Annotated in this window: 12 protein-coding genes; 5 read left to right on the top strand and 7 right to left on the bottom strand. The window is 70.9% G+C overall.

Annotated features, from left to right (window positions below):
- Positions 1-33 precede the first annotated feature (33 nt).
- The 6 genes from WME89_RS09585 to WME89_RS09560 form a co-directional block, all read right to left on the bottom strand.
- Complete coding sequence (locus WME89_RS09585) at positions 34-3393, bottom strand: glycosyl hydrolase 115 family protein (protein ID WP_438008914.1); 3360 nt, start codon at positions 3391-3393, stop codon at positions 34-36.
- An 810-nt stretch (positions 3394-4203) separates the two neighbouring features.
- Complete coding sequence (locus tag WME89_RS09580) at positions 4204-4701, bottom strand: nitrilase-related carbon-nitrogen hydrolase (protein ID WP_438008913.1); 498 nt, start codon at positions 4699-4701, stop codon at positions 4204-4206.
- Entirely contained in the window at positions 4698-5360 is a 663-nt protein-coding gene (locus WME89_RS09575) for a hypothetical protein (RefSeq protein ID WP_438008912.1), read from the bottom strand. Before WME89_RS09575 ends, WME89_RS09580 begins: the two co-directional genes overlap by 4 nt.
- Positions 5361-5373: 13 nt before the next feature.
- Positions 5374-5763, bottom strand: coding sequence for a tautomerase family protein (locus WME89_RS09570; RefSeq protein ID WP_438008911.1), 390 nt, complete (start codon positions 5761-5763; stop codon positions 5374-5376).
- Between the two features lie 41 nt (positions 5764-5804).
- Positions 5805-7103 carry an FIST signal transduction protein gene (locus WME89_RS09565; RefSeq protein ID WP_438008910.1) on the bottom strand — a complete coding sequence of 433 codons (1299 nt, stop codon included), beginning with the start codon at positions 7101-7103 and terminating at the stop codon, positions 5805-5807.
- Positions 7104-7264: 161 nt separating this feature from the next.
- Positions 7265-9199 (bottom strand): D-glucuronyl C5-epimerase family protein, encoded by a 1935-nt coding sequence (locus WME89_RS09560; protein WP_438008909.1) that lies wholly within the window; start codon positions 9197-9199, stop codon positions 7265-7267.
- A 307-nt stretch (positions 9200-9506) separates the two neighbouring features.
- Here WME89_RS09560 and WME89_RS09555 point away from each other — a divergent pair, with 307 nt between their 5' ends.
- From WME89_RS09555 to WME89_RS09535, 5 genes are all read left to right on the top strand, one after another.
- Entirely contained in the window at positions 9507-12716 is a 3210-nt protein-coding gene (locus WME89_RS09555) for a beta-propeller domain-containing protein (protein ID WP_438008908.1), read from the top strand.
- A gap of 173 nt (positions 12717-12889) precedes the next feature.
- On the top strand, positions 12890-14056 hold the full coding sequence (locus tag WME89_RS09550; protein WP_438008907.1) for an RtcB family protein: 1167 nt from the start codon (positions 12890-12892) through the stop codon (positions 14054-14056).
- Between the two features lie 130 nt (positions 14057-14186).
- Positions 14187-16046, top strand: coding sequence for a Rieske 2Fe-2S domain-containing protein (locus WME89_RS09545; RefSeq protein WP_438008906.1), 1860 nt, complete (start codon positions 14187-14189; stop codon positions 16044-16046).
- Positions 16047-16293: 247 nt separating this feature from the next.
- Positions 16294-17196, top strand: a complete 903-nt coding sequence (locus WME89_RS09540; protein ID WP_438008905.1) for a serine/threonine-protein kinase — start codon at positions 16294-16296, stop codon at positions 17194-17196.
- 5 nt (positions 17197-17201) lie between these two features.
- Positions 17202-18521: a GNAT family N-acetyltransferase gene (locus WME89_RS09535; RefSeq protein ID WP_438008904.1), complete on the top strand. Its 1320-nt coding sequence runs from the start codon at positions 17202-17204 to the stop codon at positions 18519-18521.
- A 28-nt stretch (positions 18522-18549) separates the two neighbouring features.
- On the opposite strand, the gene glgX is transcribed toward WME89_RS09535, so the two are convergent.
- A complete protein-coding gene (gene glgX / locus WME89_RS09530; RefSeq protein WP_438008903.1) occupies positions 18550-20679 on the bottom strand; it encodes a glycogen debranching protein GlgX in 2130 nt (709 codons plus the stop codon).
- Positions 20680-20733 lie beyond the last annotated feature (54 nt).

The following is a 20733-nucleotide window of genomic DNA, read 5'->3' as shown; positions in this document are numbered from 1 at the left end:
CGGGCCCTCTGATCGGTTACCGGGGACTCTGGGCTATTCCAGGCCCTTGCCCATCCAGTAGCTCTCGGGCGGACCGAGGTAGCTCTCCTCCACGCCACCGGCGTCCACGACGATCTTCTGCAGGATCACGCCCGGATGGACCATCCAGAACTTCAGCGTGTGGTCACCCGGCTGGGAGATCGTGTGCTTGGTGCGCATGATGTTGGCGTTGTCCGAGGTGTGCCTCTCCCAGATCTTGTTGCCGTTGCCGTTGAGCTCGACGGCGTAGCTCATGTTGACGGTCTCGATGTCGCCATCGTCGATCGACACGGCATACTGCATCCCTTCGGCCCAGTTCTGGAAGTTGTTCCTGGGCGACACGTACACCCAGACCGTGACCTCGCCGCTGCTGGTGAGGTGCATGTCGTACTCGAGGCGAGGCGAGTCGCCGCCGGGCTCCTGGGCCTCGGCGGTCACCGGGAACGGCGTCACCCCCGCGCCGGTGCGGCCGATGTCCGGGAGCCGCTTCCACGAGATGTCATCCGTGTCGACCGCGCGGCTGTAGTGCTCCGCCTCCATCGACACGTAGCCGTTGGCCTCGATGAACTGGTTGGGCTTCCAGGCGATCTTCCGCGGGTCGTCGACCCGCGCCGTGACCACCACCGAGCTGCCGTCCGAGGCCTGGACCGTGATCGGGATCTCGAGCGGGAACTCCAGCGGCAGCCACTGCGACGGGTTCTCGGGGTTGGGGTACGTCGTGGGAGCGAGCGTCCAGTCGACCCTCACCGTCGCGCGGACCTCCTTGTCGACGGTGCCATGGCTCGGGTAGATGGTCAGCCACGACGGGCACGGCGTGTTCGCGGCCCAACCCGAGGGGCACTCCACCGGGAGCTCGGCCTCGATCGTGTACTCGAGCGGCTCGCTGCCGCGGTTGAACAGCTCGATGTACTGCTCGGGCTGGGTCTGGTACGGGCTGAACGCCGGCAGCACGGGCTGCTCGTCGCTCGCGTCGCCCGCTCCGGCCGCCGTCCAGTAGTTGCTCGAGCCGTCGATCGCCACGCCGAGCTCCGCAGCCGCGGGGACGTCGAGCGAGACGAGCTCGGGCCAGATGAACTCCTGGATGTTGTTGTACTGGTGCTCGGGCTGCTGCCAGGACGGGTTCCCCGGCGCGCCGTAGCCGATGTGCGGCTGCGTCTGGAAGCCCTCCCACTTTCCGTCGGAGAGCTCGTGGTTGTAGTAGTACGCGAGCGCCAGGTCATCCTGGAGCCGCGCCTCCGCGATGGAGGCCATCTCGTTGGTCGCAGCTCGCCCCTGCGCCGCGTAGAGCCGGTTCTTGAACCCTGCCAGGCGCAGCGCGTACAGGTTGGCCGTCGCCTTCACCTCGTAGAGCACGAGCTGGAAGTACGCGTCCTGGGCCTCGTGCGGCAGCAGCTTGCCCGCGAACTCCGCCTGCTCGGCCAGCGCCTCCCACTCCTCCACGACCTGCTCCAGCTCGCGGTAGCTCGTGAGGCTGAACGGACTGGCGCTGTCGTCGTACGTGACGGCGGCGGTGTCGGGATCCGGCACAGCGGTCGTGGGCTGGCTGACCAGGACGTCGTAATCGACCGTGATCTTCCGGTTCGTCAGCTCCGGCTTGCGATCCGACTGCAGCAGCGAGTAGCCGTGCAGGATGTCGGCGATGACGTCCGCGTGCTCCGCGCCGAACTGCTGCTCGGTCCACTGCCGCTCCCACTCGCCGAGGCGCTCGATCGGCCAGCGCTCCGGGTTCCAGGCGTAGTCCAGGAAGAACTGGAGCGGGAGCTCCTCGTTCTTGAAGTCCCCGACGTTGACGACCCAGAGCCGATTCACGCCGTAGCTGTAGGCGAGGTGGAGCTGCTCCCAGACGTTGGGCAGGAGCGTCGTGTCGACCCACTTGTAGTTACGGCCGCCGCCGACGTAATCAAAGTGGTAGTAGAGGCCATAACCGCCGGCCCGCTGCTCACCGGGCTTGGGCAGGCGCTTCATGTTGCCCCAGTTGTCGTCGGCCCAGACCACGGTGACGTCATCCGGCACGCGGATGCCGGCGTCCCAGTAGCCCTGGATCTCCTTGTACAGCGTCCAGACCTGAGGGATCTCCTCCACGTCCTGCTCCATCACCTGGTCGAGGATCGTCCGCTGGGAGTCGATGATCGCCTCCATGAGCGGAATGCCGTCCTCCGGAGCCAGGCTGACGTCGCCGGGGCCGCGCATGCCCAGCGTGACCACGCCCTCGATGTTCTCGTCGGCCATCCGCTTGATGCCCTTGGTCCAGTGCGCCTTCAGCGCATCGGAGTTCACCGAGAAGCGCCAGTCGCCGGTGCCGCCGTACGGATCCGTCTTGGGAGTGACGATGTTGCCGGCCGCGTCCTTCACCTCCGGGACCACGTGGCGGTTCCACTCCTCGATGCCCTGCATCATCGGGGCCTCGTGAGAGGTCCCCATCACGATGCCGTAGCGCGAGGCGGTCTTGTGGTTCTCGGGGTCGTCCTCCGCGAACGCCCGGCCCCACACGGCGGGCCAGATGTAGTTCGCCTTCATGCGGAGCGCGGCCTCGAAGACCTTCTCCCAGTAGAGGTGATTGAGCCCGCCCGGGAAGCCCGGCGCCTTGCCCGGCCCGAACATCTTGGCGGCCCAGTTGCCCGTCGCGGGGTTCTCGTCGTTGACGAAGAAGCCGCGGAACTTCACCGCGGGCTCGCCCTGCGTGTGGAGCCCGGGCAGCACGTACAGCGCGTGCTTCTTCTGGGCCGGGACGTCATCCCACCAGTACAGGGGCGAGACGCCGATCTGCGCGGAGAGATCGTACGCGCCGTAGATGGCGCCGCGCTGGTCGCTGCCGGCGATCACGAGCGCTCGCTCCACGCCCTCGACCGGGGCCTCGACGATCTGCGTGACGAAGGTCTCCCACTTGCCGGTCACACCGGAGACGTCGAGCTTCCCGGACTCCTCCAGCTGCTCGATGAGCGGGCTCTTGCCCAGCGTCCCGACCAGGATCACCTCGGTCGCCCCCTCGGGGATCTCGTTCTCGACCACCGGCGTGACGTCGGTCACCCGCGCGATGTCCGCCGCGAGGTCGTTCACGACGCGGACCACGCCATCGTGATCGGTGGAGCTGACGACCAGCGGAGGAACCTTGCCGTTCACGGCCAGGGGGAAGCGCCCCGCGCCCCCCTCCATCGAGACGTACTTGCCCGGCTCGACCACACCTGTCGCGGGGTCGCCCGGCTCGCCCTTCTCCCCCGGAGCGCCGGGCTCGCCCTTCTCCCCCGGCGGCCCGGCCTCGCCCGCCGGGCCCGGCTCGCCCTTCTCCCCCGGCCCGCCTGCCGCCTCGTCGTCCCCGCAGGCGGTCAACGTGGCGAGCGACAGGGGAAGCAGCAAGCAGAGTAGCGAGGATCTCATCCGACCCTTCCTGATGGCAATGCGTGCGTAGCTCATAACGGTGTTTCCTCGTTGATGCGGCTGACCGGTGTCGCCGGCCGCCCGCGCTGGGCGCCGGCCGTGGACATCGGCGCTGAGGCCGGCCGCTCCTGTGCGATTGTCGAAGTACCTCGAAAGACGTGCGCCTGCGGTGGTCCGGTCCGTGGTGGCCGACGGCGCAACGAGCACCGTCGACCACGGCTGGAAAATTCTGCCAGACCCATCGACCGTCGATCCCGTCCGAGTGAACGGAGTCGATCGAGATCTAAGCGTCGTTATTATTCCCTCGGAAGGGCGATCTGATCACGCGATAACATTCGATCTCACGTAAGCGGGACAACCCTCATCGGCCGAGCTCAGAGCGCACGTCTCGCGATCTTCGACGACTCGTGAGGAGCTCGAAGCCTGCGACGCATCGGCCTGTAACGAGCCGACGCGCCGCCCCGAAGGGCGCTGCGCCGCTCGGCCTTGCGGCCGGCATTTCTCGCCTCGCCTCATCGCGTGCTCGTCATTCCCGAGCACGATGTCGACGCGCGAGCTGTGGAGTGAGGGCGCCCCCGTGGATGCGCGGATGAGGGTTATCGATAGCCCGTCGCCTCTTCAGGGGGGTCGGTGGATCGCACAAGGGATCTTCGATCACCCGAGGCGGACGTGGTGATTCGGCCTTGACATCCTCGAATGGTTTTGCTGTCCCTTCCCCCCTCCCCGCCGCCGGCCCCGCCTTCGCCGCTGCTGGCGTCGCCGCCGGCTCCGCCCGCGGCCGCGCTCGTCGGCCCGGAACCTCCGCCTGGATCACCGCTGGAGGAGCAACCGGCAGCGTCGAGGAAGGCGGAAGGAAGCGGGGCAGGAAAGGTGCGACGCATGCGCCGTTATATTACACCCGGTGACCGGGGGGCGGGAAGCCGCGCGTGACGCGCTGCTACCGATGATCCCCCGGCGGCGGCGAAGCTCCCGGAACGGCGCGAGGGCCGGGGTGGAGCGAGGGCGATCCGGGGATTGGCCGGGTGATCCGGGGCACATGACGGTCGAGGCGCGCTCGGGCGCGCTGGCGACCAGCGCGACGCCGCAGCTCGCCGCGACCTCCGCGAGCCGCCGGACGATGTCCTCGGGCGAGGTCTCCCGCAGGATCCCGGGCACCAGCGCGGGCGCATAGCCTGTCGTGAAGAGCTCCGGGGTGACCAGCAGCTCAGCGCCGGCCGCGGCGGCGCGCCGCGCCGCGCCGGCGATGCGCGCGAGGGTTTCGCCCACCTGCCCAGGGACGGCGTGGGCCTGCAGCACGGCGATCCTCATGGGGCCAGCGCCTCCGGCGGTCTCCCGCGCTCGGCAGCAGAGCTCCGCGCCTCCAGGTGAGCGTGGAAGTCCGCGGGCGTCCGCGCGCCGTGCTCCACCACGGCCGCGTAGATGTCCACGCCGCCGATCTGCTCGGGGTACTCGGGGCGGCGCGACCACACGTCCTTGATCCAGAGGATCGCCTGCCGGAGCTCGGGATCGAGGTCGCGCAGGCGCCGCGTCGCGTCGAGCTGCGTGCGCGGGGCGTCCGACTGCCACACGGAGATATCGACCTTCCAGGCATGTCCCGCGGGCGTGCGGTAGCGCAGCACGAGATAGTGACGCTGGTCCTCTGGCCGCCCCGACGGGCTGCGCTCCCCGGTCTCCTCGCGGTAGTGGACCTCCAGGACGCCCGGGTGCGCCAGCACCGGCAGGAGCGCCGTGAGCACGTCGCGGGAGCCGGGCGCCCGGCAGCGGACGCCGAGGTCGAGGTCGCGCCAGACCATGAGCCCGGAGGCCGCGCTGCCGATCTGCTCCGGGACGCCGAGGCGCGACGCACAGGCGAGGAGATCGAGCTGCGCGAGCACCTCCGAGGCCTCGGCCTGCAAGGCCTCCTGGCGCGCCCAGAGCGCGCTGGCCTGCTCGGGCGAGAGTCGCGTCGGGAGGTCCGCCGCCGGCATGTGACGCGCGAAGCTAGAGGTTGACCTTGTAGTTCAGCTTGACCTCGTCGCCGTGCATGCCGCGGAACCCCCAGTCGTGCGGCGGCGACTCCGAGATACAGATCTCGATGTCCTGGTGGTCGATACCCACCTCGTCCCGGATCCTGTCGAACAGGAGCCGCACGAGCTTCTTCTTCGTCTCGACGCTGCGCCCGGTCATCATCGAGATCTCGATGATCGTGTACGCGTCGGTGCGCCCGCCCGGCGCCAGCATGTCCTCGCGCTCCATCGGGAAGAAGCGGTGCGCCCGCTTGTCCTGCGGGAGCTGCAGCGCCTCCATGACGCAGCCGTGGATCACCTTCGACAGGGTCTCCTTCACCGGGTTGAGCCTGTCCTTGATTCCGTAGATCTTCACCTGAGACATCGAGGGTTCTCCTGGAGCGGCGCGCAGCTCGACGGGTGGCGTTACTGCCCGAACAGGACGACGGCGATGGACAGATTCGCGTGCTGGTTCTTGCCCCGGACGAAGCAGCCCTGCTCACCGAAGCTGAACGTGCCGAGGAACGGCGTCGGCCCCAGCGCGGCGGCCATGCCCTTGACCACGCGCTCGATGTCGTCGCGCACCGCGAGCATGCACCCGGCGCAGAAGATCACCAGCGCGCCCTGCGGCTGGAACGAGGGCCGCGCGGCCTCCAGCGCGGCGCCCGCCACGGACTGGATGCGATCGAGCAAGCCCTCCCTCGAGCCGGTCATGAGCACGAGCTCGTCCCCCTCGTTGATGTGCACGCCGAAGGTCAGCGCGTTGTCCTTGTCTATCGCGTTCGGGTGGATGAGCAGGTACTGCGGGACCTTGCCGGCCCAGCCGGATGGCCGGCCGAGCGGGCAGAACGAGCTCTCCGCCCCGATCGAGCCGCCGCCGAGCTGCGCGGCGAACAGGCCGTCGGCCCAGCGGTTGTAGACCTCCGCCGCCGGGAGCCCGTCGATCTCGGGCACCCGCCGCCCCTCCGAGCGGGTGACCCAGCCGCGGTGCTCGGTCGGGGTGTAGCCGGAGCTGAAGGCATGGGCGATCTCGCCCGACGGGTACAAGGCCGACAGGAGCACCGCGCCGCGGTGCGCCTTCCCGCGCTCGACCTGCGACAGCACGCCATCGAGCGAGTTCGCCGCGGAAGAGCCGCCGAACACCGGCACGTCAGGCCCGACAGCGTCCTCGATCCCGAGGAGGACCTGCTCCTCCACCCCGAGCGGCGCGGTCAGCCAGAACAGCGCCGGCGGCTTGCCCTCCCGGCCGGCGTCCTCCATCGCGCGGCGCGCGGCGCGCGCGGCCGCCTCGCGCGCGGCGCGCGGCGACTCGCCGATCGGCTCGGCCGCCGCGCCATAGGCGCCCTGCGCGTCCGCGACGCCGAACAGCGCCAGGCCAGGGCCCCCTGCGCCGTGGATCCCAGCCGCGGTCATGACCGAGAGGCAGGAGCTCGAGCCGTGGACCCGCACCGACGCCGGGAGCGCCGCCGTGGCGCGCGCGAGCTCATCGAGATCGTAGGCGTCGGTGTAGCTCAGGAAGACGTGGTCCGGCTCCCGGCCCAGGCTCGCGCGGAGCGCGGAGATGGCCTCGGCGAACGCGGCGTCCGCCGAGCCCGCCGTGGAGGACGCGGTGGCCATCTTCATCGTGCCCGCCACGCCTGCCGCCGCCTCGGCGCCCGCGCCACCCGCCCCGGCATTCGCGCCGGAAGAAGCTCCGCCCACCGTGTTCGCTTCGTTGTTGTGCATCGGCCTCTTGCCTCCTGCGGTGCCCCCCGGATCGGGTCGATCACGCCCGATCCATATACACGAATCCGCCCCGTCCCCGGCCGGATTCGACCGCAGGAGTGGGCACCTCGGCGGACTCGGCCCACCGCGTCTCCAGCGCTTCGCCGGGCGAGGCCTCCGCCTCAGTCGTCCGGGTCGTCGCCCTTCGCCCCGGAGCGCCTCGCCGCGGGCTCCTCGCCGTCGTCGCCGTCCTCCTCGGAGGGCCCTGCGTCCGGCGCGCCCGTCGCCTCCGCGGCGAGCGCCATCTGCTCGGCGAGGGGCCGCTCGGGCAGCGTGAGCAGCGGGCCGTCGCCGAGCTCGCCGATCATGTTGAGGTACGCGTTCATCGCGTGGCACACCGAGTCGGTGCGCACGTAGCGATCCCTGACGCTCCAGAACACGCCGCCGGCGGCCACCTGCGGGTTCTTCACCACGAACGAGTTCTCCGGCCCGTAGGTGTATTGCAGCAAGAGCCGGATCGCGGCGACCACCGCGTCCTTGTACCGCTCGCAGCCATCCATGCTCTTCTGCCGGCAGTGGTGGTAAACCTCCGACATCACCTCGGCGAGCCACCCGGTCCCGCTGCTCGACAGCGACCGCTGCCAGCGGCCGTAGCGGTACGCGTCCTCGGGCCTGCGCCACTGCCGCTTCACGAGGTCGTCGGCGCAGCGGAACACGGCCTGCTCGAAGCGCGGATCGCCGCTCGCCTTGGCGAAATCGAGCAGCGAAAGGACGGCCCACGAGCTCGAGATCGGGTTGGGCTTCCGGTAGTCGTCGCCGAGAAAGCAGCCCTTCTTGGCGATCCTGGCGAGGAGGAAGTCCGCTGTCTGCCCCGCGGCGTCGAGGTACTTCTTGTTGTTCGTGGCCCGGTAGGTGCGCGACAGCGCGGAGAGGACCTGGCCCGTGTAGAGCATCGACTCCTTGCCCTGGACCTTCCACGCGCCGCCGTCCTGCCCGCTCAGGGCCGAGCGCACGCTGCCATCGGGCCGCTGCATCGCGATCAGCCAGTCGGCCGCGCGCACGGCGGACTCGAGGTACTTCTTGTCCTTGGTCACGCCGTGGAGCTCGACCAGCGTGAAGATCGACTTCGACGCGGTGCCGACGACGAGCCGGCGCTCGGGCTGCTTGCGCTCCAGGTCGAACGAATAAAAGAAGCCGCCGGCCGTGCGATCGCGCTCGTCGTGGCTCTGCATGCCCATCATGAAGCCGGCGGCCTCGGTCGCCTGGCGGAGCAGCCGCTCGTCCGGCTTGTAGGCGTGCAGCTTCAGCAGCGTCAGCGCCGTGGACGCGGTGTAGATCGTGTGGAGCTCGTTCTCGAACCGGTCGGCGGGGGCGTGATAGTACTTGTGAACCCCCTTGTGCTGCGGGTCGATGACGCGCAGGAGATAGCCCTTGCCGTCCTCGATGCGCTTCGTGAGGAGCGCCTTGTCGAGGGCGCGGACCGGCACGAGCCCCTCGATGAGCTCGACGCCCTTGCGCTTGCCCTCGACGCCCTCGACGCTCTCGAGCACTGACTCGTGATGATCGGGCAGCTCGACGACGAGCCGCGCGCCGGCGAGCGCCTCGCGCGCGCCGCCCGCCGCGGCCACGGCGCGGCGCGTGGCTTCCTTGAGCGCGACGCAGAGGCCCGCGTCCGACGCGTCCCCGCGGGCGATCTGCTTGCCCTCCTGAAAGCCCATCACGAGGGCGCGGAAGGGGCGCCTTGAGGACAGGGGCAGATCGCACGTCACCCTGTCGGCGCCAGCGGCCACCTGGCGGACAAAGGCGATGGTGCGGTCGCGGAAGGTGCCATTGTCGAGCTCGGCGCTCGCGCCCTCCGGGAGCTGGATCGCCGGGTCGGGCACCCGGGACAGATTCGCCGCAATCTGGGTGGCGAAGCGGTCGTCGCCTGGGGTCGAGGCGCCCTTGCGGGCCTCCGGAGCGCTGGCGCTGGTCGTCGCGGCCGGAGCGGAGGCGGCGGGCTTGCCGACGGCGGCCTGCTCGCCGGGCTTGCGGCTGTCGCAACCGGTCGTGAGCGCCGAGGACACAGCGGCCAGCGCCGCCAGGGTTGCGAGGGTGAGAGCGCGTGCAGACGGCATGGATAAGTACCCCGGAAGCAGCGATTTCGACGCGTATCAGCAACTCCGAGGCTCCGCAAGGCCGAACGGGGCGCGGAGGCGAGGCGCGCGTGCCCGCGTCCGCCGCGCGGCGGCGGCTCACATCGTCGCCGTGTGTACGCGCGGCCGTGCGTGTCTTGCACGTACGCGGCCGCCTGTGACAGGCGCACGACGGCGCGGATCGTCGATGTACTCGGGCTATTTCTCCCTTGCGCCGGAAGCACGCGGTGGCGATACAAACCACTCTCGCTCTCTTATCAGGCCTGAGGGAAAGGAGCCGGGTGGTGGAATGAGCTTCTTAACACAGCGCGGCGCAGCGTTGACATGCTGGCTCGGGGTGGCGCTCCTCGCGGTCGGTCCGGGGTGCACGGCCGGAGCGGATCGCGCGGACGAAGGCGCCCTCGCGGAGGAAACGGCCGAGTTCGCCGATCCCCTGAGCGGGACGACATCGTTCGTGTCGGCGGACGATCTGCCCACGGTGTTCTACGGCGAAGAAGAGGAGGAAGAAGAAGAGGAGGAGGAAGAGGAAGAAGAGGAGGAGCGCGAGCTCGAAGAGGGCGACATCTATCGGGTCCTCGGGGACGGGCACCTCCTGAACCTCAACACCTACCGGGGGCTCCAGGTCATCGATATCCACGATCCGGAGAGCCCGGCGATGATCGGTCAGATGCCGGTCTCCGGGACTCCTGTCGAGATGTACGTCGACGGCGACCGCGCGATCGTGCTGCTGAACGACTGGGTCGGGTTCCGCGCCACGCCGGGCAGCCTCACGATGGAGCGCCGCGCGGGCGGGGCGGTCCTGCTCATCGACATCGGCAACCGGAACGCGCCCGTGCTGCTGTCGCAGCTCGACGTGCCGGGGTACATCCAGACGAGCCGGTACGCGAACGGCGCGACCCGGGACGCCCTCTACGTGGCCAGCACCAACTGGGGGTGGGTCGAGCGGGGGAACGGCGACTACGAGTATCACAACGAGGCGGTGGTCAAGAGCTTCGACGTGACCCAGGGCGCGCTCGTCGAGCGCAGCCAGCTCGACCTCGGCGGGTACGTGACCGGCATCCACGGCGAGGGGGACGTCCTGCTCGTGGCGCGCGGCCCCGAGGGCTGGGACAACGAGAACAGCCAGGTGTCGCTCGTCGACGTCTCGAGCATCGACGGCTTCATGACGCTGCGGGACACGGTCACCGTGGACGGCTACGTGCGCTCGCAGTTCCACATGGACTTCCGCGACGAGACGCTGCGCGTCTTCTCCGGCCCGCAGTGGGGCGGCGGGGCGAGCCACCTGCAGACGTGGGACGCCTCGGATCCCGACAACCTCACGCCGATCGATGAGGAGGACTTCGGCGACGGACAGTCGCTCTACGGCGCTGTCTTCCTCGACGACCGGGCGTTCGCCGTCACCTACAGGCGCATGGACCCGTTCCACGCGTTCTCGATCGATCCCGACGGCAACGTCGAGGAGAAGAGCGAGTTCATCGTCTCCGGCTGGAACGACTTCCTCCGCCCGGTGCTCGGCGCGACCCGCCTCATCGGGATCGGCGTGAACGACGAGGGCGGGGGGCGCAGGCTGGCGGCGAGCCTGTACGACATCACCGACCTGACCAACCCGAGCCCGATGATCGCGCGCGCCGAGGTGGCCGGCAGCGAGGGCGGCTGGAACTGGTCGGAGGCCAGCTGGGACCACCGCGCTTTCACCGTGCTCGACGGCGCGGTGAACGTGGCGGCGCCGACGGGTGAGGTCGAGACAGGCCTCGTGCTCCTGCCGTTCTCCGGCTACAGCGTGACGGGCGACTGGTGGACGTACGAGTCGGCCGTGCAGATCTTCACGTTCTCGGGCACGACCCTGACCCGCCGCGGCGTGATGAAGCACGCCTCCCCCGTGCGCCGCTCGTTCCGCGCCGGCCCGGACACCGCGGCGAACGTGTCGGAGACGCAGCTCAGCCTGTACGACCAGCGCGATCTCGACAACCCGGAGAAGCTCGGCGAGCTCGACCTCGCGCCCCACTACAGCACGATCCTCGGGTACGGCGAGTACCGCGTGCGCATCCGCAACCCCGAGCAGGAGTCGTGGGAGCGCGAGGCGGGCCAGATGGCCAAGGCGGAGGTCGTCGCCGCGGCGGACGTGGCCGCGGTCGCGACGCCGCTGGCGAGCTTCCCGGTGGCGCCGGACGCGAGCTATTACAAGGTCGGCGACGACCTGCTCGCCGTCGTGACCTCCAGGTACGTGAGCTGGCCCAGCTACGAGACCACGATCGGCTTGTTCGACCTCTCGGACCCGCTGCGACCGCGCGCGGCGGGGCAGCTCGTCACGACGGACCTGCCCCCGACCTACGGCCATTACTACGACTATTATTACTACGCGCCGACGCGGGTCCACGTCACGAACAGGTCGCTCACGTTCGCGGGCAAGACCGACTCCTGGACCGTCCTCGGGTCGGGCGAACAATGCGAGTCGTACGTCACGTACGGCCGCGGCGACTACTCCTGCTCCGGGCTGGACGGCTGCACGTACTACACCGGGCGGCGCACCTGCCAGTCCATCGACGGCGGGCCGGAGTACTGCTCGGGCGGATTCGCCGAGTGCACGACGCGGCTCGGCTCCGAGGACGCGTGCGCCCCCGTCGTCGACGAGGCCGCGCTCGACGGGCTGCTGGAGTCGTATTGCTTCGAAGGCGAAGCGAGCCGCCAGCTCAGGCAGATGACCGTCCACGTGGTCGACCTCTCGGACCCGGATCACCCGGCCCTGGCGCCCCCGCTCGCGCTCCCGGCCGAGGAGGACGCCGTGAGCACGCTGGCGCACGAGGGCGACCTCTACGTGTCGGTCAAGCTGCCCGCCACGGTGCCTGACGACCCGCGCCCGCACGCGCGCTACTTCCTCCGGCGCGTCGACCTGTCCCGCCCCGGCGCGCCCGCCCTCGGCGCGGCGATCAACGTCCCCGGCGAGGCCCTCGCGCTCCGCGGCGCGAAGGTGTTCACGCGAGACAGGGTGTGGGGGAGCTACTTCATCGAGCCGGCGATCGCGCGATCGACGCTGCACGGCGGGCTCGCGCACCTGAACAACTACCAGGAGCTCGCCGGCAAGGCGATCGACGACACCCTCGTCATCGATCAGCACCAGAGGGCCCTCATGACGTACGGCGAGCGGAGCTGGCCGACGTACTGGCGGTGGAGCTACGGCTACGAGTCCGGCAGCCTCGCGATCCTGAGGCCGAGCGACACGATCTCGTCGACAGGGTTCGACGTGATCTCGGAGACGCCGATCGATCGCTATATGTTGCTCATGCCGTTCGCCGCCGAGCGCCGCGCCTTCTTCACCGTGTATAGCGGCACGCTGATGGTCGATTACGAGGACCCGCGCCAGCCCGTGGCACAGGCGTTCTTCACGGGCGCGTGGCGCCCCGAGATCCTTGTCGACCGGGCGCGGGACGAGGTCCTCGTCGCCGCGGAGCGGTTCGGCATCCACCAGCTCGATCTCGACGTCTCGAACCTCCTCCCGTAGCGCGCGGCGCCTTCTCCCTCCCTCCCCTCCCTCCCCTCCCCTCGCCGCCCGGCGCACGGCGGCGCTCCAGCCGACAGGCGCCGACAGGCCTGCAGAGCTCGGCGACCGTCCTCTCATCGCCCCGATCTCGAGGCCAGCGCTGCGGGCGCCGCGCGGCGCGCTATCCTGCTGGCATGGGACCCGCGCAGATCAAGGGCAGGAACGTGGACATCAAGATGTGGACCCGGCCGGAGGAGGTCGAGGCGGTCGCGCTGGAGCAGCTGCGCAACATCAGCGCCCTGCCGTGGGTGTTCCACCATGTCGCCGCGATGCCGGACGTCCACTTCGGCAAGGGCGCGACCGTCGGCTCGGTCATCGCGATGCGGGACGCCGTCGCGCCGGCCGCGGTCGGCGTCGACATCGGCTGCGGGATGGGCGCGCTCCGCACGAACCTCAAGGCCGCTGATCTACCGGACGACCTCAAGCGCATCCGCAGCGACATCGAGCGGGCGATCCCCGTCGGGTTCGCCGCCCACGACGCGCCGCCGAAGGGGTTCGCGGGCCTGCCGCTCTGGGAGGAGTTCAAGAGCCTGACCCCGAAGGTCCAGGGGCTGTTCACGAGGGCGCGCTGTCAGCTCGGCACGCTGGGCGGCGGCAACCACTTCATCGAGCTCTGCCTCGACACGGAAGGCGGCGTGTGGCTGATGCTCCACTCCGGCTCTCGCAACATCGGCAAGGAGCTCGCCGAGATCCACATCGCCACGGCGAAGAAGCTCGCCCACAACCGCGACCTGCCCGATCGCGATCTCGCTGTCTTCCTCGCCGGCACCCCGGAGATGAAGGCCTACCGGCACGACCTCTTCTGGGCGCAGCGGTACGCCCGCGCGAACCGTGAGGCCATGTTCCACCTCGCCGAGGACGTCCTCCGGCGGCACTTCCCGCAGCTCGAGATCGAGGAGGCCATCTATTGCCACCACAACTACGTGGCCGAGGAGCACCACTTCGGCGAGGAGGTGCTGGTGACGCGCAAGGGCGCGATCCGCGCCGGCAAGGGCGAGCTCGGCATCATCCCTGGCTCGATGGGCACGCGCTCGTACATCGTCCGGGGCCTCGGCAACCCCGAGGCGTTCGAGAGCGCGTCGCACGGCGCGGGGCGCAAGATGAGCCGCGGCGAGGCGAAGCGGCGCTTCACCGTCAAGGACCTCGCCGCGCAGACGGCCGGCGTCGAGTGCCGCAAGGACGGCGGGGTCCTCGACGAGATCCCCGCCGCATACAAGCCGATCGAGCGGGTCATGGAGGACCAGCGCGATCTCGTGGAGATCGTCGCCGAGCTCCGCCAGGTCCTGTGCGTGAAGGGCTGAGCGGGGCGGGCGCGCGAGGCGGCGCCGGGCCGGGCCTCTTCGGCGCGCGCACCGGATTCGCGGCCCCGCCCCGCCCTGCTCTCGGCTACGATGCCCGGCGCCGGCGCGACGCACGCCGTGTGGAGAAGCCATGAAGTCGGACTGGATCGATCTGGGCCCCCTCTCCGAGTTCCCGGCGGAGCAGCCCCTGCTGCGCAAGGACGACGCGGGGCGGCGCTTCGTCTGCGTCCTCCGGGGCGGCGAGGTCCACGCGCTCGACGATCGGTGCCCGCACCAGGGCTACCCGCTCTCGCAGGGCGCGCTGCGCGGCGGCGTGCTGACGTGCGCGTGGCACAACTGGAAGTTCGACATCGCCACGGGCGCCTGCTCGTTCGGCGGCGAGCCGGTGCGGCGCTACGCCACCCGCGTCGACGGTGGGCGCGTGCAGCTGAACCGGGCCATCGACATGGCGGCCGAGGTGCGGCGCCTCGTCGCCGGCCTGCGCGAGGCGATCTGGCGCGACGAGCCGGCGCGCGCCCTGCGCGAGGGCCTGCGGCTGGGGGCGCTCGGGCTGCACCGGGCGGAGACCGGCCTCGGCAGCCTGCACCTCGCGTTCGAGGTGCTCGCCAAGGACGGGGCGGAGCGCGCCGAGCACGGCTTCGATCACGGCCTCGCCCTGCTCGCGGACCTCTGCACCTGGATCGAGCGCGGCTGGGTGCCCGCCGAGGAGGCGTTCGTCGTCGCCGCCCACGCGGTCGGCGAGGCGTCGGCCCGGCTCGGCCCGCGCGGCAAGGGCCCGGGCAGGGCCGGCGGGGGCTCGCCGCTCGCGCGCATCGCCGATTTCGAGCTCGACGAGCCGGAGAAGGTGAGCGAGGCGCTCGCGGCGGAGCGGCGCGACGAGGCCGAGGCGCGCATGCGCGAGCTCGTCGAGGTCCGCGGCGCCGCCGGCGCGCGCCGCGCCCTCATGCCGTTCGTCGCGCAGCACCTCTTCAATTACGGGCACGGCGCGATCTTCCTCGCCAAGGCGCTCGAGCTGGCCGGGCGGTTCTCCGCCGCCGCGGACGAGGTCCTCGCGGCCTCCACGGTGCAGCTCGCCTGGGCCACCGCCGACACGAGCCTGCCCCCCTTCGCCGCCACGCGCGCCGCGCTCGCGCGCGTTGCCGAGCTGCCCCTGTCCGGGCCCGAGGGCGCCGCCGTCTCCGCCGCCTCCGTGACCTCCGTGGATGGAGGCGCCGCCGCCCCCGCGGCCTCCGCGTCCACGCGCGCCGCGCCGCTCGACCCCGCGGAGCGCGCCGCCTTCGAGGCGGAGGTGCTCGCAGGAGAGCGGCCGGCCGTCGAGGCGACCGTGCGCTGGCTCGCGCGCGGCGCCGGCCCGCTCGCGCTGCTCGGCGCGATCGGCCACGCCGCGGCCGTCCGCCTCGCGCGCTTCGATCCGGCCTGGGAGCAGCGCCTCGACGCCGAGGTCGGGGTGCTCGACGTCACGCACGCCGTCACCTTCGCCGAGGCGGCCGCCGCGCTCGGCCGCGAGGCCCTCCCGCGCGAGGCCGCGCAGCTCGCCGTGCTCGCGGCCGGCTTCGTCGGCAAGCTCCGCGCTGCTGACGTCGCGCACGTCGCGCACGTCGCGCACGTCGCGCACGCCGCCGCGCCGGCCGGGGCCGCGGCGCGGGCGCCCGGCGGCACGCTGCTCCAGGCGGCGGAGGCGCGCGACGTCGGCGGGGCGCTCGCGATCGCGCGGGAGCTCGACGCCGGGGGTCGCCGCCGCGCCTTCGCCGAGCTCGCCCCTTTCGCCGCCTTCGACGCCGCGGTGAGGCCGATCTTCACCGCGCACGCCGTGAAGACGCTCGAGGCGCTGCAGCGGCTCGAGTCGTCCGATCCGCAGCCGGACGGCGCGTACCTGGAGGCGCTGCTCACCTACGTCGTCCCCGTCCGGCGCGAGCTCCACGCGCGGCGGATCGCGGCCATCGCGCGGAAGTTCATGTCCGATGGACGGCCGCCCGAGGGGCTCTACTGAGCCGCGCGGCGCCGCGCCGTGAGGGCGCCGTCGTGGGCCAGCGCGCGCCGGCGCGACAAGCGCGACCGCGAGCGCTGCGAGCGCCGCGCGCGACGAGGACACGGCGAGGAAGCAACGCGGACATGGCGAGGAAGCGAAACAGCTCCAGGAGAACGCGGCGATACGATGACCGGCGCGCCCCCTCTGCCCGCCGCGCGGCGTCACGCCCTGTGGCCAGCGCAGGACGCTTCATGCATACTGGCCATCTATGCGGCTCGAGCCCGGGTCCCAAGTAGCGCCGCACCTCACGCTCGTGACCCTCCTCAGGATGGGCGGGATCGGCAGCATCTGGACGGCGCACCACCAGGGGCTCGGCAGGGACGTCGCCGTCAAGTTCATCTCTGCGTCGCTCGCGACCGACGCGACCGCTGTCGCCCGGTTCCACCGCGAGGGCGCGCTCATGGCGAGGATCAAGAGCCCTCACGTCGCGGAGGTCCACGAGCACGGCGTGGCCGGGAACGGCCTCCCCTACATCGTGATGGAGCTGCTCCGCGGTGAAGAGCTGTCCGACCGGCTCGCGCGCGCCGGGCGCCTCTCCCTGGCAGAGACAGTCACCCTCGTATCGGAGCTCTGCGCCGGGCTCACCGTGGCGCACAGGCTCGGAATCATCCACCGGGACATCACGCCGGAGCACGTCTTCCTCGCCGACACCGGCGGGAGCACCTGCGTCAAGCTGCTCGACTTCGGGGTGGCCAGGGGCGATGTCGACCCCGAGGGGACCACGCTGACGGCCACGGGCGCGGTCGTCGGCAACCTCGTTTACATGAGCCCGGAGCAGTTCTTCAACCCGAAGAGGGTCGATGGCCGCTCGGACCTCTGGTCCGTGGCCATCATGGCGTACCAGGCGCTCACCGGCGTCCCGCCGTTCGAGCAGAAGGGGCTCGAGGCGCTGCTGGGCGCCATCCGGGTCGGCGTCTTCCCGCTGCCGAGCGAGCGTCGCGCCGACGTCACGCCCGCCCTCGACGCGTGGTTCGTCAAGGCGCTGTCCCGCGAGCCGTCCGGCCGCTTCGGCGCGGCCGAGGAGATGGCGGAGGCGCTGCGCCGGGCCGCCGCCGCCGGGCCGCCGCCGCCGGCGCACGGCCCGACGGACGCGCCTGGCAAGGCGGGCTAGCCCTCATGGCGCGCGCCCGCATCCCGAGCCGTTCCAACCATGAGCTCGTGTTCCGCAGCGCCCGCAAGGGCGAGGAGGGCACCCTCGCCACGGTCGCCTACCGCGCGTTCCAGGCGGGCGATCCGGAGGCGTGGCTGCGGTATTTCACCGAGCACGCCCACCTCGCCATCGACAACGTGATCGTCGCCGAGACCGACGGCCAGATCGTCGGGCACGTCTCCTCGCTCGACCTGACCATGAGCTTCGCGGGCGCGGACGTGCCGTTCCAGGGCCTCGCCTCCGCGGCGGTGCTCCCGGAGTTCCGCCGGCGGGGCATCGCGGATCGGCTCGTGCGCGAGAGCCTCCGCCGCATGCGCCGCCGCGGCGAGGCGCTCACGCTGCTCCACCCCTTCCGGCTGTCGTTCTACCGCAGGTTCGGCTTCGGCGTCTGCGAGCTCCGGGACGTCGTGCGCACCTCGCCCGATCGGCTCCCGGACTCGGTGCTGCGCCGCCACGTGCGGGCCTTCTCCCGCCCTCGCGACGAGCCGCTCGTCAAGCAGGCCTACGACGTCGCGCGCACGGACACCACCGGGCAGCTCAAGCGGAGCGAGTACTGGTGGGACGTGCGCGTGTTCAAGCGCTCTCCGAGCGGCGCTGTCTACGTGGATCCGGGCTCCAAGGCGATCGCCGGCTACCTGCTCTTCGACGTCCCGGAGGGCGGCGCCTACGGCGTCCAGCAGCTGCTCGTCCGCGAGCTCCGCGCGCCGACGCCGGGCGCCTACCGCGGGCTCATCGGCTTCCTCGGCGCGCTCGGCGACCAGTACGAGGTCGTGGAGCTCATGCTCCCGCGCGGCTACGGCGCGCCCCTGCTCGACGAGCCCGGCATCCGCGACGAGCCGGTCGTCTACGAGACGGCGGCCCGGCACCCCGGCCTGTGCCCGCCCGTCCACGCCGCGCACCGCCGCAACGTCCTCGGCCTGACGGCGGCCGGCGCGATGGGGCGCATCATCGACGTCCCCGCCGCGCTCGCGCTTCACCCCTCGCCGAGGAAGCACGGCGTCCGCGGCGCCATCGGCCTCGACGTCGAGGATCCCGTGTTCACCGACGCGCCGCGCGCCTTCGACGTCACCTTCGCGGCGCGCGGCGTCCAGACGGCGCCCGGCAGCACGGCGGGAGACCGCCTGTCGCTCTCCATCGAGCGGCTCACGCAGATCTATTTCGGCGCCACCTCGGCGCGCGATCTCCTGAGCCAGGGGTTCGTCGTGGGCAGCGCCAAGGCGGCCGCGCTCCTCGACGCGGCGTTCTCCGGCCCCCCCTTGTTCCTCGGCACCTTCAACGGGTTCTGACGGGCGGCCGCGGGCGCGGCCGCGCCGGTCAGGCGCCGCGCCGCGCCCGGAGGAAGAGCTTGAGCGAGCGCGATGTCAGGTGCGTCTGTTCGCCGCCCTCGCGCGTCTCGGTGGCGGTGTCGTCCTGGGTGTCCACGAGGAGCTGCCACGGCCTGGCATCATCGGCGAAGGGGAGCGCGAAGCTCATGTCGCCCGGAGACGCGTTGAGCAGCAGGACGAAGTCGTCGTCGACGAGCCGGTCGCCCGACTCGTCCACGTCGTCGAGCCCCTCTCCCGACAGGAACACGCCCAGGCACTGCGTGCAGTGGTTGCCCCAGTCCTCGTCGGTCATCAGCTCTCCGTCCGGGCGATACCACTGGATATCGTAGGTCTTGCCGCCGCGGATCGGGCGCCCCTTGAAGAAGGTCGAGCGCCTGAGCCCGGGGTGCTCGTGCCGGATGCGCAGACACTTGCGCGTGAACTCCAGGAGCGCGCGCGACGGATCGTCCCATGTCCACGGCTGCCACGTGAGCGGGCTGTCCTGGCAATACCCGTTGTTGTTGCCCTCCTGCGTGCGCCCCCGCTCGTCGCCGTGGAGGATCATGGGCGTGCCCTGCGAGAACAGGAGAGACGCCATGATGTTCCGCATCTGCCGGGCGCGGAGCTGGAGGATCTCGGCGTCGTCCGTGGGCCCCTCGGCGCCGCAGTTCCACGACCGGTTGTCGTCCGCGCCGTCGCAGTTGCCCTCGCCGTTCGCCTCGTTGTGCTTGTGGTTGTACGAGACGAGGTCCGCGAGGGTGAAGCCGTCGTGGGCCGTGACGAAGTTGACGCTCGTGTACGGCTTGCGCCCGTTGTTCTCGTAAAGGTCGCTGCTCCCCGTGAGCCGGAAGCCGAGGTCCGAGGCCGTGCCGCCGCAGCCGCGCCAGAAGTCGCGCAGCGTGTCCCGGTAACGGCCGTTCCATTCCGCCCAGCGCACCGGGAAATTGCCGACCTGGTAGCCGCCGGGGCCGACGTCCCAGGGCTCGGCGATGAGCTTCACCTGGCTGAGCACCGGGTCCTGGTGGACGATGGTGAAGAAGCTCGAGAGCTGATCGACGTCGTGCAGGCCGCGCGCGAGCGCCGCGGCCAGGTCGAACCGGAACCCGTCGATGTGCATGTCGAGGACCCAGTACCGCAGCGAGTCCATGATGAGCTGGAGCGCCTGCGGGTGGCGCACGTTGAGGGTGTTCCCCGTGCCTGTGTAATCGAAGTAATAGCGCTCTTCGCCGGGGACGAGGCGGTAGTAGGTCGGGTTGTCGATGCCGCGCAGGCTCAGCGTCGGGCCCAGGTGGTTGCCCTCGGCCGTGTGGTTGTAGACGACATCGAGGATGACCTCGATGCCGGCGGCGTGGAGCGCCTTCACCATCTCCTTGAACTGCCGGACCTCGGCGGTCACGTCGCTGCCCGCGCGGTACCCGACGTCCGGAGCGAAGAAGCCGATGGTGTGATAGCCCCAGTAGTTCCGGAGCCCCTTGTCGAGCAGGAACTTCTCGTGCACGAAGGCGTGCACGGGCAGGAGCTCGATGGCGGTGATGCCGAGGTATCTCAGGTACCCGATCATGGCCGGGTGGGCGATGCCCAGGTACGTCCCGCGGAGCTCCTCCGGGATCTCCGGGTGCAGCATCGTCAGGCCGCGGACGTGCGCTTCGTAGATGACGCTGCGGTGGAACGGGACGCGCGGGGACCGGTCTCCGGTCCAGTCGAAGGACGGATCGATCACGACGCCGAGGGGGGCGCCGAGCGCCTCTTCCTCCGACATGCGGAGGTCCCCGTCGGGCTCACCGATGCGGTGGGCGAACGAGTTCGCGTTCCACTGGACCCGGGACGCGAGCGCCTTCGCGTAGGGGTCGAGCAGGCGCACATGCGGGTTGAAGCGCAACCCCCGCTCCGGGGCCCACGGGCCATGGACGCGGTAGCCGTACCGCTGTCCTGGCGCGATCTCCGGCACGTACACGTGCCACACGAAGGAGGTGCGGTGACGCATCGGCAGGCGCTGCTCGTTCCCCTCGTCATCGACGAGGCACAGCTCGACCGCCTCAGCATTCTCCGAGTAGAGCGCGAACTGCGTACCAGAACCGTCCCATGTCGCACCGAGCGGATACGGATCCCCAGGTCGCAGTCCCTTGCGCTTGTAAATCATTCTGGTCTCCAGGCCGGGCGGGCCCCCCCATCGGCCCTTGTGATCTAGGTGACG

The organism is Sorangium sp. So ce321, from assembly GCF_051530195.1.
In the GTDB taxonomy this organism is placed as follows: Bacteria; Myxococcota_A; Polyangia; order Polyangiales; family Polyangiaceae; genus Sorangium.
This window is presented reverse-complemented; position numbering and strand designations above follow the sequence as displayed.